This is a genomic window from Acinetobacter sp. YH12058 (assembly GCF_013419805.1).
In the GTDB taxonomy this organism is placed as follows: domain Bacteria; phylum Pseudomonadota; class Gammaproteobacteria; order Pseudomonadales; family Moraxellaceae; genus Acinetobacter; species Acinetobacter towneri.
Genome location: NZ_VOZL01000011.1, coordinates 59,329 through 72,051 on the forward strand (window position 1 = coordinate 59,329; position 12,723 = coordinate 72,051).

General features: G+C 41.7%; 13 protein-coding genes. 8 read left to right on the forward strand and 5 right to left on the reverse strand.

Annotation, left to right across the window (positions count from 1 at the left end; all coding sequences use genetic code 11):
* Positions 1–171: 171 nt before the first annotated feature.
* Entirely contained in the window at positions 172–2,865 is a 2,694-nt protein-coding gene (locus FTU09_RS08305) for a Lon protease family protein (RefSeq protein WP_167845918.1), read from the forward strand.
* Positions 2,866–2,988: 123 nt separating this feature from the next.
* Here the strand turns inward: FTU09_RS08305 and grxD are convergent, their stop codons facing one another.
* Positions 2,989–3,330 (reverse strand): Grx4 family monothiol glutaredoxin, encoded by a 342-nt coding sequence (gene grxD, locus FTU09_RS08310; RefSeq protein ID WP_019837647.1) that lies wholly within the window; start codon positions 3,328–3,330, stop codon positions 2,989–2,991.
* 161 nt (positions 3,331–3,491) lie between these two features.
* Between grxD and FTU09_RS08315 the strand changes: the two genes are divergently transcribed.
* On the forward strand, positions 3,492–4,703 hold the full coding sequence (locus FTU09_RS08315; RefSeq protein WP_131261143.1) for an aspartate aminotransferase family protein: 1,212 nt from the start codon (positions 3,492–3,494) through the stop codon (positions 4,701–4,703).
* An 82-nt stretch (positions 4,704–4,785) separates the two neighbouring features.
* Here the strand turns inward: FTU09_RS08315 and FTU09_RS08320 are convergent, their stop codons facing one another.
* From FTU09_RS08320 to surE, 3 genes are all read right to left on the reverse strand, one after another.
* Entirely contained in the window at positions 4,786–5,715 is a 930-nt protein-coding gene (locus FTU09_RS08320; protein ID WP_180079973.1) for a LysR family transcriptional regulator, read from the reverse strand.
* A gap of 94 nt (positions 5,716–5,809) precedes the next feature.
* Positions 5,810–6,628 carry a peptidoglycan DD-metalloendopeptidase family protein gene (locus FTU09_RS08325; RefSeq protein WP_104851774.1) on the reverse strand — a complete coding sequence of 273 codons (819 nt, stop codon included), beginning with the start codon at positions 6,626–6,628 and terminating at the stop codon, positions 5,810–5,812.
* Between the two features lie 106 nt (positions 6,629–6,734).
* On the reverse strand, positions 6,735–7,511 hold the full coding sequence (gene surE / locus FTU09_RS08330; protein WP_096901077.1) for a 5'/3'-nucleotidase SurE: 777 nt from the start codon (positions 7,509–7,511) through the stop codon (positions 6,735–6,737).
* 211 nt (positions 7,512–7,722) lie between these two features.
* On the opposite strand from surE, the gene FTU09_RS08335 reads away from it, so the two are divergent.
* The 4 genes from FTU09_RS08335 (at position 7,723) to FTU09_RS08350 (ending at position 10,707) form a co-directional block, all read left to right on the forward strand.
* Entirely contained in the window at positions 7,723–8,094 is a 372-nt protein-coding gene (locus tag FTU09_RS08335; RefSeq protein ID WP_026438310.1) for an MCR_0457 family protein, read from the forward strand.
* 317 nt (positions 8,095–8,411) lie between these two features.
* A complete protein-coding gene (locus FTU09_RS08340; protein WP_004971644.1) occupies positions 8,412–8,804 on the forward strand; it encodes an MCR_0457 family protein in 393 nt (130 codons plus the stop codon).
* A gap of 117 nt (positions 8,805–8,921) precedes the next feature.
* Complete coding sequence (dacC, locus tag FTU09_RS08345) at positions 8,922–10,070, forward strand: D-alanyl-D-alanine carboxypeptidase PBP5/6 (protein WP_004971646.1); 1,149 nt, start codon at positions 8,922–8,924, stop codon at positions 10,068–10,070.
* A gap of 106 nt (positions 10,071–10,176) precedes the next feature.
* The gene (locus FTU09_RS08350; RefSeq protein WP_004971648.1) at positions 10,177–10,707 is read left to right on the forward strand and encodes a gamma carbonic anhydrase family protein; all 531 of its coding nucleotides are present in this window, start codon (positions 10,177–10,179) and stop codon (positions 10,705–10,707) included.
* 42 nt (positions 10,708–10,749) lie between these two features.
* On the opposite strand, the gene FTU09_RS08355 is transcribed toward FTU09_RS08350, so the two are convergent.
* Positions 10,750–10,956: a DNA-binding protein gene (locus FTU09_RS08355; RefSeq protein WP_104851773.1), complete on the reverse strand. Its 207-nt coding sequence runs from the start codon at positions 10,954–10,956 to the stop codon at positions 10,750–10,752.
* 133 nt (positions 10,957–11,089) lie between these two features.
* On the opposite strand from FTU09_RS08355, the gene FTU09_RS08360 reads away from it, so the two are divergent.
* Both FTU09_RS08360 and mnmA read left to right on the forward strand, forming a co-directional pair.
* Positions 11,090–11,575 carry an NUDIX hydrolase gene (locus tag FTU09_RS08360; protein ID WP_096901080.1) on the forward strand — a complete coding sequence of 162 codons (486 nt, stop codon included), beginning with the start codon at positions 11,090–11,092 and terminating at the stop codon, positions 11,573–11,575.
* Between the two features lie 4 nt (positions 11,576–11,579).
* On the forward strand, positions 11,580–12,713 hold the full coding sequence (gene mnmA / locus FTU09_RS08365; protein ID WP_180072261.1) for a tRNA 2-thiouridine(34) synthase MnmA: 1,134 nt from the start codon (positions 11,580–11,582) through the stop codon (positions 12,711–12,713).
* Positions 12,714–12,723: the final 10 nt, after the last annotated feature.

Genomic DNA, 12,723 nt, shown 5'->3' on the forward strand with positions numbered 1-12,723 from the left:
CAAATTGTTGTTATTCAATCGCGGAATAGCTTCTGTTTCAACAGTATTTATGAAATTATCCACAACAGCCTTGTCATTTTGTAGTAAAAATTACGGCTTAGCTTGAATTTTCCGCTTAAACCTGTATACCTTTAAACTTCTAACTGCAATATTTCGTTTTGGATTTCTACAGTGACCCAAAGACTTGATCAAATCACCCCATCAATGACAACCAACACAACAACAGCAGCGCAAGATGAACAACAACCGCTTCTCAGCTCTGCCTTTGAACAAAGCGAAATACAAACGACTTTAGAAAATACACGACTCAAAGCAACACAACTAACCCATATTCCAAATTACGATAACATTCCCGCTTCGACCCGACGCATTAAACCGCTGAATAATTTTTTAGGACAAGATCGGGCACGCGCTTCGGTGGAAGCAGGTATTTCCCTGCCATATTCTGGCTACAATATTTTTGCAGTGGGTACGGCGGGATTGGGCAAACGTACCATGGTCAAGCGTTTGCTGCAGCAACATGCCAAGAGCATGCCCACACCGAATGACTGGGTTTATGTCAATAATTTCAAACACCCGCGCCAACCGATTGCCTTGCAACTGCCTGCAGGTCAAGCGCCTAAATTTCAAAGTTTGTTACATCAAACTTGGCAAACTATTTTAAAGCAACTCGAACGTCGCTTTACCGCAGAAACCTATCACAACCGCATTGAAATGATTCGTCAGCAAGCGGGTGATGAACAGCAACAAGCCTTAATTGAGCTGACCAGTGAAGGTGAAGAACTCGATTTAAAACTGATTGCGCAGGAAGATGAACATTGCTTTGTACCCGTGCATCTGAAAAATGACAAAATGCAGGAAATGTCTAAGGAAGATATTAACGCCTTGGACAGCAAAACCCGTGCAGAAATTGCGTCCAATATTCGTTATATGAATAAAAAACTGGAGCGTTTGGGTTTGCATTTAGGCGATTTAGAAGATGACGCACGTGACAAAGTACAAGACCTGAACCGTGATATTGCCAAACAAGTGGTAATGCCACGCATTGATATTATTCAAAATAAATATCCTAGTGTCGAAGGTTTGACTGAATATTTACAATACTATGCCGAAGATATTATTAATAATGTCGAGTTTGTTTTAGAACAGGAAGAAGATGATTTCCGTCCTGGCACCTTTAGCCGTATTCCTGCGCGCTACCAAGCCAATATTATTGTGACGCACAAACCCAACAGCGGTGTACCTGTTATTTTTGAAGATTTTCCAACCCATTACAATTTATTGGGGCATGTAGAACAACTCACGCAAAACGGCACCATTACCACTGACTTCACCTTAATTCGTGCAGGTAGCTTACATAAAGCCAATGGCGGCTTTTTGATGCTCGAAGCAGAGCAGTTACTGGAACAGCCTTATGCATGGCAAGGACTGAAACGCGCTTTAAAATCGGGGCAATTGAAACTTTCATCTTTGGAACACATGCTAACTTTAACAGGCAGCATTTCAATTGAACCACAAGCCATTCCACTAAATATTAAAGTGATTTTACTGGCAGAGCCTGAAATTTATTATGAAATTTTAGAGCTAGAACCCGAACTTGGCAGCGTGTTTAAAATCCGTGCCGACTTTACCGATACATTACAACGTAATGACGAAAACGAGCAGGCATATATGCAGCTGATTGCCGACTATGTGCAATCTGACAAATTATTACCATTTGACCGTTCTGCTTTGGCAGCTTTACTTACTGACTCAAGCCGTCAAGCTGAAGATCAAAGCTCACTCTCCTTACATGCCCTCACCTTGGGGGATTTAATTCGTGAATCGCATCACCATGCGGCACAGGCGGGCGATAAAACGGTTTCCGAACAGCATATCAATACCGCACTGGATCATCGCAAATATCGCTTAGGCTATTTAAGAGAACTGTACTGGCAAGATTTATCACGCGGTACGCAGTTAATAGAAACTCGCGGACATCGTTTGGGGCAAATTAATGCCCTGTCGGTCATTCACTATGCCGATGTCGAGTTTGGCTTACCTTCGCGCTTAACCGCCTCAGTCTATCAAGGCGGCGGCGATATTTTAGATATTGAACGCAGTGTTGAACTTGGCGGTTCTTTACATGCCAAAGGCGTGTTGTTGATGGCCAGTTTCCTCAAAGCACATTTTGGCCGTGAGCAAATTTTACATTTTTCTGCTGCCCTTGCCTTTGAGCAAAGTTATGGTCAGGTTGATGGTGACAGTGCAACAGTGGCAGAGCTTTCTGCTTTGATTTCTGCAATCAGCCAACTACCTATTGACCAATCTTGGGCCATTACAGGCTCCATGAACCAACTTGGTCAAGTACAGCCAATTGGTGGCGTGAATGCAAAAATTGAAGGTTTCTTTGATGCCTGCAAACTGCAAGGTTTAACTGGCAAGCAAGGCGTGATTATTCCACGTCAAAATATGCAGCACCTTATGTTGCGTAAAGATGTGATTGAAGCGGTAGAACAAGGTCAGTTCCACATTCACGCCATTGATACCATTGACCAAGCCTTAGAAATTTTAATGGCGCGTCCTGTGGGTAAACTCACTAAAAAAGGACGTTACAGTAAAGGTTCAATTTACGCTGCAGTGATGGAACAACTTGAGTATTGGCAAGCCATTGAAGATGGTGCTGAAATTGAAGAAGAGCCAAAGAAAAAGAAAAAGTCCAAGAAAGAAAAGGACAAAAAAGACCCAGAGAAAAAGGAAAAAGCGCAAAAAGCCAAGAAAAAACAGAAATCGGCTGAACCATCTGATGCGGCAACTTCTGATGAAGTCACTGCTGAGTCGGCTGAAACTGCTGAACTTGCAACTGAAAGTACTGCGGTAAACTAAGTGCAGTGATTCAAATCAGCTATTCAAGTGAATTCCAGATATAAAAAAAGCGCCAAGGCGCTTTTTTTATATCAACTTTTTTGTATGGATGACTTTGGTCTAGTGTGACCCAAGTCCAATACTTTAAGCTTCAGGTGCTGGGCTGTATTGCTCAACTAAAGGCTTTAACTCACCTTTCTGGAACATATCCAACATAATATCGCTACCACCAATCAACTCACCGTTAATCCACAATTGTGGGAAAGTTGGCCAGTTGGCAATTTTTGGCAAAGTGGTACGAATATCCTGATTTTCTAAAATATTCACATAAGCAAAAGGACGACCAATTTGACTGAGTGCTTCTACTGCGCGCGCAGAAAAACCGCATTGTGGAAATTGTGGTGTGCCTTTCATGTAAAGAAGAACAGCATGTTTAGCAATTTGTTCACGAATTAACGCTTCGGTATCGCGTACTTGTTCAGTCATTGGTAAATCCTCAACTCATCTGTGTGGCATTATACCCAAAACCGAGCAAAACAGTACGTCTAAAGCAATAAATCCAATTTTATTTACAATTAGGCTTTTCATCTGCAGTAGATTTTGCTTATATAAGTTTTTCCCTCCAACCTAACAGATAAGAGTTAGTCATGAATAACATTACCCTTGCTCCTGTGCAAACTGATCAACCATCACATTTGATGCCTGTATTTGGCCGTCAGCCGATCAGCTTTGTCCGCGGTCGAGGTTCTTATCTTTATACTGAAGATGGCACAGAATATTTAGATGCACTTACAGGCATTGCCGTATGTGGTTTAGGTCACGCACACCCTGCAATTACCGAAGCCATTGCAGATCAGGCGGCTACCTTAATTCACACCAGTAACTTGTTTGAAGTGCCGTGGCAGACTGCTGCTGCACAAAAATTGGCGCAAGTTGCTGGCATGGAAGAAGTGTTTTTTTCAAACAGTGGCGCAGAGTCTAACGAAGGTGCAATTAAAATTGCACGTAAATTCGGTCATATGCAAGGCGTAGCCAATCCTAAAATTATTGTTGCAGATCACTCTTTCCACGGTCGTACTTTGGCTACCCTGTCTGCAACTGGCAATAAAAAAGTTCAGGAAGGTTTTGCACCTTTGGTTGAAGGCTTTATTCGTGTGCCTTTTGGTGATGTCGAAGCCATTGAAGAAGCTGCGATTCAGCATCCTGATATTGTGGCTATTTTAGTCGAGCCGATTCAGGGTGAAGGCGGTGTGAATACTGCACCACAAGGCTTTAGCTACCTAGAAGACATCCGCCGTATTTGTAATCAACACAACTGGCTGATGATGCTGGATGAAGTACAAACAGGAAATGGTCGTACAGGTAAATTCTTTGCTTATCAGCACACCAATATTGTGCCTGATGTATTGACTACAGCGAAAGGTTTGGGCAATGGCTTCCCAATTGGTGCAGTCATGACTCAAGGTCGTGGTGTGGGCGTTCTTACTGCTGGTAATCATGGCTCAACCTACAGTGGTACTGCGTTAGGTTCACGCGTGGTTTACACTGTTATTGACACCATCCAGAAAGAAAACTTGGTAGAAAATGCAGCAAAAATGGGTGGCTACATTGTGGAACAATTGCGTCAACAACTCGCAGACCAAAATGTAAGCGTGCGTGGTTTTGGCTTGATGATTGGTATTGAATTACCAAAACCATGTGCAGAGTTGGTCGATATTGCCCGCGATGAATACAAAATGATTATTAACGTAACTGCAGGTTCTGTAGTGCGTTTATTGCCAACATTAAATATTACTCAAGCCCAGGCAGATCAATTGATTGAACGCCTTGTAGCAATGATTAAAAAATTCTTGGCTTAAATAAATCCCTAACAAAAAGCCGCAGTTTGAACTGCGGCTTTTTGCTAACTAAATGGTCGATCAGTATATTATCAACATTCAATTAAGATGCTTCTTGAAACACTCGCCCACCCGGCAATTGAGAAAAATATTGTTTTAAGGCTTCCAAACAACGATGTACTTTCATCGGTTGTTGCTCATGTTTGGAAATGATTGCATACAAGGTAAATGCGGGTAATTTCCACTCAGGCAAAATTTCAACCAAACTGCCATTAAGCAAATCTTTTTGAATATCCAAATGCAAAATTCGCGCAAGCCCATGCCCTTGCATACACAAAGATTTAGACACCAACACATTATTGGTCGATAGACGCGAGCCCAACTCTACATCCACATTTTCAGCAGTGCTGATATGCTTAAAATTGAGTTGCTGAAAATTCTTCATAATGGTTAATGGAATTAACTCGTGATGTTTTAAATCTTCAGGACGTGAAATGGGCGCGGTTTGATTTAAATAACTAGGTGATGCGACTAAAACTTGGTCAATAAGTGCAATAGGAATCACATGCTGGTTTTGATCTTCAATTATTGGACTCATACGCAGCGCAATATCAATACGACCATCAATCAGGTCAATGTATTGATTGTCGGTTTCTAGATGTACAGACAAGCCACGATGGGCAGACAGCCAATGAGAAAGTGCGGGAATCACATGGTTCGTGGCTAATTCTGGAGTGGTGGCAATTCTTAAATCACCGACCAAATCATCTCTTAATTCATTAATGCGGATTTTTCCGCGCTCAGCAGCGGCGAGCATTTCTTGACAGCTGTGGAAAAAAGCTTGTCCTGCTTCAGTCAAACTCAGTTTTCTAGTAGAACGATGCAGAAGTGTGACTTCCATTTCTTGTTCTAATGAACGGATTTGTTGACTGACGGCACTTGTGGTGATCCCTAGATCACGCGCTGCACCGCTAAACGAGCTTTTTTCAACAACACAAGCAAATACACCCATTGCTCGAAGTTGATCTAACATAAATTCCCTCTGAAATTATACAGGTGCTCTTATCTTTCGATAAAAGCAACCTATTGTATTATACGGTGAAATTTATGTTTTGTATTTGCAAAATTTAATTTATTGGTAAAACATTAGTCGGATTGATTGGCTTACCATCTAGGCGTACCTGAAACTCCAACATGGTACGTGTAGCACCCGAAGAGCCCATTTCTGCAATTTTTTGACCCGCTGTTACGTTTTGACCACTGCTCACATTCATCTTACTGTTATGTGCATAGGCGGTGATATAACCATCAATGTGCTTGATTAAAATCAAGTTTCCATATTCTTTTAAGCCATCTGCAGCATAAACCACCTGCCCATCTGCTGCGGCATAAATTGGGTCACCTACATTGCCACCGTAACGAATTCCTTTGATATTACTTGCCAAATTAAACTGTGCAATCACAGCACCTTGAGATGGTTTCACCCAGCGCAATGTGCTGCTACGCACCGGTGTACTTGGTGTTGTTGAGCTAGTGGTCGTGGTTGTAGTCGATGTTACCGGTGCAGGTGTCGTTGGTAAAGTGACTGTTTGACGTTGAATTGGTGCAGCCTGCGTTACAGGGCGAGTGCTTGTTGTACGTGGTGCATTGCCCGCTTTCAAACGAATCGACTGCCCGACATAAATACGATACGGCGGTGCAATATCATTCATTTCTGCAATGCTGAGATAGCTCAAACCATAACGTGCAGCGATACCACTTAAAGTATCACCTGAACGTACAGTATAAAAATTCGGCGCTGTTGCATAACGTGCAGAATTATTCACTTGAGGTTTAGAGGCACAACCACTCAACACGACGGTAGCCACAACAGCACTTGATAACACTAAGGTTTTCAACAATGCTGTTGGTGTGCTAAATAAACGATACTGAAACACCACAGGCATTCTTTCCTCTCTACAAATTCTAAATATTTTCTATTGCGCTAAGAGTAGCAAAAAAGTCCTTGTAATGAGGCTTACAAGCTACTTTTTCACAAAGTTATAACATTAGTTAGCCAATTTGGGAAAATTGACTGTGCAATGATTGCAAAACGTCATAATTGGTGGCATCCATCTGAATTGGTGTCACGCTGACATAGCCATTTGCTACCGCAAAAAAATCAGACTCAATTTCAGTTAAGCCTTTTTTCGGTGCAGCCACTGCCTCGCCCGACAAACCAATCCAATACACTTGACGCCCTCGTGGATCGACCTGACTAGTAATTGGCTTAGATTGGGTACGCTGTCCTTGATAGGTAATTTTTGTGCCCTGCAACACTGGCACATCTGGAATATTCACATTAAAAATATGTCGTGCAGGTAAACTTGGTAAACCTTGAGCAATAAAGTCATGTACCCACTGCGCTGCCTGCATATAATCTTGCGGATGCTGATAAGCACGTACATTATGCCCTGCAAGTGATACCGCAATCGCAGGCTGTTTCATCAAACGTCCTTCAAATGCCGCACCGACTGTGCCTGAGTACAGTACATCATCCCCTAGATTTGCACCGCTGTTAATGCCGCTGACCACCAAATCAAATTCGAAATCGAACAATCCATTCATCGACAAATAGACACAGTCTGCAGGTGTACCATTCACTGCCCAGACATCTTCAGCAATTTGCACAGGACGTAATGGTCGGTCTAAAGTCAGCGCACTCGAAAAACCACTGCGTTCACTTTCGGGTGCAACAATCACCACGCGACCCAAAGGTTTTAAGGCTTTCGCCAAAGCTTGGATACCAGGTGCAAACACGCCATCATCATTGGCTATCAAAATATTCACAGAAAAATCTCAGATAAAACAAATATAAAGGTTATATACTAAAATATAGCAACGTCGGTTCAATCTTAAACTTGTTTGTGCCTGATTCATGCCTAAGCACATTTAATAAGCACACGACAACAAAATGACTGATCAGCACATTTCATTGAAATATACAAAAGATTATATATATTTAGCGCTTAACATCCATCCAAAAATATATGTGATTCTCATGATTTTAGCTTTGTCATTTCGTCGTTTATTGGGTCTAGGTTTTGCTGCTGTATTAACGCAGTCTGTAATTGCAGAAGATTTGACTGCAGCAGAAGCCAATACGATTGTGAAAGAAGATGTTGCAGCGGCACAAGTCATGACTGAAATGTGCCCTGCACTGATTGGAAAAAATGCAAAATTAGATGCCAATATTCAAGCACTGATTCAAACTTATCTACAAGATTATTCAGAATCGAACATGACGCTTGCCAAACTACAAGCCGACGCAGAATATCAATCCGTTTTAGCTGAAGCGCGTGAAGCAGCAAAAGATACAGCCAAAGAAGAGCAAAAAGTAGTGTGTCAGGAAGCTTTAGAATTAGCACTTTAAATCACATGATTTAAATACTATTTTGAGCCTGTAAATAATTTTGCATACTCACCCTTTAAGGCAAACTTTCAAAGTTTGCCTTAAATTTTATGCTTAGTTTTTATATCTGGTATTTTTCCACTATTATTTTACGCTTTATATCAAGCCACTGATTTTCAAATTTCAGACTTTAATCTTCACTTTTTATACATGATTTGCGCTCAGATCACACAGCTTTAATACATTTTCACTCTTTCAATTCGCAAATAAATGATTCATCTTATAAGCACTTAAATGAATCGGTAGATTCAGTTCAAACAATATTTAAGGTACTTGATATGCAATTTTCTGGCTTAAAAAATTCACGTGCAGTTCATTTTTTTGGCGCAGTTGCGCTCAGTTTGGGTTTAAGTCAAGCCGCAATTGCGCAAGAAGAAAATATTGAAGTGACGCCATTACAACAAGTGACTCAGCAAGAATTAGCCGCTATTTATGTGTTATCTGAAGTTTGCCCTTCACTAGTCAAAGAACAAGATCAATTTCATCAGGGTTATACAAAACTTGCCCAAGAATATATGCCTAAAGAAAAAGACGCTGTTACTGCCTTAAGTAAACTCAGCAAACAAAAAAGCTTCCAGCCAATTTTAAAAGAAGCCCGTGCCGATGCCAAAGCTGCTGGAACAGCCAAAAACCAAGCAATTTGCCAAGAATTGACAGCATATAGCAGATAATACAATTTGGTTACAATACTTTTATCAATAAGCCGATTTCTCCCATAGAAGTCGGCTGAGCTTTGCCCTAAAATGCTAGCTCTTTTGTGCATACCTCAAGTATTGGAACCTCTTAGAATGACCCCAAAAAGCGCCCTTGCTGCATTATTACTATTACCAAGCTTTTCTTATGCAGCAACTGTCTTAGCTACACCACCAGAACTCAATAACAAATCATACGTTTTGATGGATTATGAGACGGGACAAATTTTAGCTTCAAAAAATGAAAACGAAAAACTCGCCCCTGCCTCAATGACCAAAATGATGACTAGTTTCATCATTGAACAAAAGTTATTAAAAGGCGAACTCACGGAAGATGAACAAGTCCGCATGAATGAGTCTGCATGGTGTCGTGGCAGCAGCACAGAATCATGTATGTATGTTCCTTTAAATGGCACAGCAACCGTACTTGAAATGCTACGCGGAATTATCGTGCAATCGGGCAACGATGCATCTAAAGCCATGGCAGAGCACATTGCAGGTAATGAAGGCACATTCGTTCACATGATGAATGAAGAAGCCAAACGTATTGGCATGAGCAATACCCAGTTTATGAACTCTACGGGTATGCCTGCTGAAGGTCACTTTTCTACCGCAAAAGATATGGCGACTTTAGCGCAGCACATCATCCATGACAGCTCAAAATACTACCCAATTTATTCTGAAAAAGAGTTTTCTTTTAATGGAATTAAACAAGGCAACCGTAATGCCCTGTTATATACCGACCCAAGCGTGGATGGTTTAAAAACAGGTCATACCAACGAAGCGGGTTACTGCTTAACCACTTCATCTAAACGTGGCCCAATGCGTTTAATTTCGGTGATTTTTGGTGCGCCAACCATGCAAGCTCGTGCAACTCAAACTCGTGAATTGTTAGCTTGGGGTTATGCAAACTACGAAACTGTACGTGTACAGCCTGCCAACCAAGTCTTAGCTAAAGCAAAAGTATGGTACGGTAAAAGCAAAGAAGCACAAATTGGTTTGCCAGAAAACTTTAACGTGACCATGCCAAAAGGCAAAGCCAACCAAATTAAAACTCAATTGGTGGTTCAACCTAAATTGACTGCTCCTTTGAAAAAAGGTCAAGTGATTGGTAAATATGTCGCAACCTTAGATGGTAAAGTGATTGCTGAAAAACCATTGGTGGCGTTGCAGGAAGTGGAAGAAGCGGGTTTCTTTGCACGTATGCTAGACCATATCAAACAATTCTTTAGCAACTTATTCTAAGATTCATAAGCTTAGACTAAAGCGCAAAGCACACATGCCCGCATGTGTGCTTTTTTATTTTATACTGTCCTCAATCCTAAATTTATAAGCTAAAGATTTGTCCATCATGAAAAAAAATGTGCGTGCTTATTTAGAGCAAACCCCAAAAATTGACGCAAGCTGTTATGTAGATGAATTGTCGGTGGTGATTGGTGATGTGCATTTGGCCGCAAATGTATCGGTTTGGCCATTTGCCGTGATTCGTGGTGATGTTAACCATATTCGGATTGGTCAAAATTCCAATGTGCAAGATCATGCCATGCTGCATGTTAGCCATAAAAAAGCCGACAAACCTGAAGGTTCACCGCTGATTATTGGCGAAGATGTCACAGTTGGACATGGTGTGACCTTACACGGCTGCACCATTGGCAATCGGGTGTTATTGGGCATCAACACAATTGTTTTGGATGATGTCATTATTGAAGATGATGTAATGATTGGCGCAGGGTCTTTAGTGCCACCGCGTAAGCGTTTGGAAAGTGGCTATTTGTACGTGGGTAGCCCTGTGCAAAAAGTTCGTCCTTTAACCGACAAGGAAAAAGAGTTTTTGCCTTATTCTGCACGGCACTATGTAAAAGTGGCGGGGAATTATCAATAATCCACCCCTCAAAGTTCTTTTTGATTGTTGTAATTTGAGGGATTACACGTTCTGCACCGTTAATTTTAAACTCAGTGTATGAATGACATGATTAATCTTATCAAATCGAGAGGCTGAATCTTGACTTAGAGTTTTATACAAAGCTTTACGGTCAATATCTGCCTCTTTTTCTATTTGTGCAATAGCTTTGACTTTGGCAACAACACCTAGCGCAAATGAGATCACATCCAGCATCACCAAATGAATCAAAGAACAAAGTACCCCTCACATCTTCCCACAACTACACAAACCTACATTTACAGTTTTAAAGAAATCCCCTTTCAACATAGCCACATCCCCCTAAATTTTGTAGAATATGCGTTTTACCCCATGGTGCTTTTCAATGACCGCTTGGACTGCTCACGTTACTGTCGCCACCGTTATCGAAAAAAACGGAAAATTCCTGTTTGTTGAAGAACATACAGAAGGTGTGACGCATAGCGTGTTTAATCAGCCTGCAGGGCATGTTGAAGCTGGCGAAAGCTTAATTGAAGCAGCAATACGTGAAACCATGGAAGAAACTGGGCATCGGGTGAAAATTAATGCCTTACTCGGTATTTATAGCTATACTCCGCCTATGTTTCCTGACCGCACCTATTATCGCTTCTGCTTTCTAGCCGAATCGCTGCAACATGATGCGCAAGCCCAGCTCGATCCCGATATTATTGGTACAGTATGGATGTCTGCAGACGAACTGGCTGAATCAGCACGTGCCCGAAGTCCGTTGGTACTGAAAGCGGTTCAAGATGCGCTCAGTGGTCAATCTTATCCTTTATCGCTCATTTACGAGCACCAAAATTCTCCCCTTATTTCTAGTTTGGATGCCTAATCCTATGCAACAACGTGTCATCGTCGGTATGTCAGGTGGTGTAGATTCATCTGTTTCTGCTGCACTTCTACTTCAACAAGGTTATCAGGTTGAAGGGCTTTTCATGAAAAACTGGGAAGAAGATGACGGCACTGAATATTGCACCGCGATGGAAGATCTTGCCGATGCGCAAGCGGTGTGCGACAAGCTAGGCATTAAGTTGCATACAGCCAACTTTGCGATGGAATATTGGGATCGGGTTTTTGAGCATTTTCTTGCCGAATATGCCGCAGGACGCACGCCAAACCCAGATATTTTATGTAATAAAGAAATTAAGTTCCGTGCTTTTTTAGATCACGCCATGAATTTAGGTGCAGATTTTATTGCTACAGGCCACTACGCTCGTCGTGGTGAAACGCAGTACAACTCCAAAGGTGAAGCCTACGCTCCACTGTTACGTGGTTTAGATAAAAATAAAGATCAGACCTATTTCTTACATGCAGTGCATGGTCGTGAAATCAATAAAACCTTGTTCCCTGTGGGCGAAATTGAAAAGCCGCAAGTCCGAAAAATTGCCGAAGAACTAGATTTAGTCACTGCCAAGAAAAAAGACTCGACAGGGATTTGCTTTATTGGTGAACGTCGCTTTAATGATTTCTTAAAACAATATTTGCCTGCTCAAGCTGGAAAAATTGTTTTAGACGATGGCAAAGAGGTTGGTGAACATCACGGCTTAATGTACTATACGCTCGGTCAGCGTGGCGGGATTGGTATTGGCGGCTTAAAAGGTGTTGCTGAAGGTGCATGGTTTGTCCTGCATAAAGATATTGAAAACAATCGTTTAGTGATTGGTCAAGGTCATGAACATCCACTCATGCAAAGCACTATTTTATGGAGCGAAGCAATTGATTGGGTGGCAGGTGAACAAGAAATTCCAGCGTCAGGCTTCCGTTGTACTTGTCGCACTCGCTATCGCCAAGATGATCAGGACTGTGTAATTTTCAATGATGACAGCATGCCTGGCGGTGTACGTGTGGAATTTGATGAGCCACAACGTGCAGTCACTCCTGGTCAAAGTGTCGTATTCTATTCAGGCGAAGTGTGTTTAGGTGGTGGTGTGATTCACCATACCAATGCACCTAAACCCGATTTTATTTAAGGATTGTTTC

Excerpts from the sequence above, each read along its gene's own strand:
- grxD (WP_019837647.1), bottom strand. The coding sequence starts at position 3,330 with ATGACTGAACAAGTACGCGATACCGAAGCGTTAATTCGTGAACAAATT.
- FTU09_RS08315 (WP_131261143.1), top strand. The coding sequence starts at position 3,492 with ATGAATAACATTACCCTTGCTCCTGTGCAAACTGATCAACCATCACAT.
- FTU09_RS08320 (WP_180079973.1), bottom strand. The coding sequence starts at position 5,715 with ATGTTAGATCAACTTCGAGCAATGGGTGTATTTGCTTGTGTTGTTGAA.
- FTU09_RS08325 (WP_104851774.1), bottom strand. The coding sequence starts at position 6,628 with ATGCCTGTGGTGTTTCAGTATCGTTTATTTAGCACACCAACAGCATTG.
- FTU09_RS08335 (WP_026438310.1), top strand. The coding sequence starts at position 7,723 with ATGATTTTAGCTTTGTCATTTCGTCGTTTATTGGGTCTAGGTTTTGCT.
- FTU09_RS08340 (WP_004971644.1), top strand. The coding sequence starts at position 8,412 with ATGCAATTTTCTGGCTTAAAAAATTCACGTGCAGTTCATTTTTTTGGC.
- dacC (WP_004971646.1), top strand. The coding sequence starts at position 8,922 with ATGACCCCAAAAAGCGCCCTTGCTGCATTATTACTATTACCAAGCTTT.
- FTU09_RS08350 (WP_004971648.1), top strand. The coding sequence starts at position 10,177 with ATGAAAAAAAATGTGCGTGCTTATTTAGAGCAAACCCCAAAAATTGAC.
- FTU09_RS08360 (WP_096901080.1), top strand. The coding sequence starts at position 11,090 with ATGACCGCTTGGACTGCTCACGTTACTGTCGCCACCGTTATCGAAAAA.
- mnmA (WP_180072261.1), top strand. The coding sequence starts at position 11,580 with ATGCAACAACGTGTCATCGTCGGTATGTCAGGTGGTGTAGATTCATCT.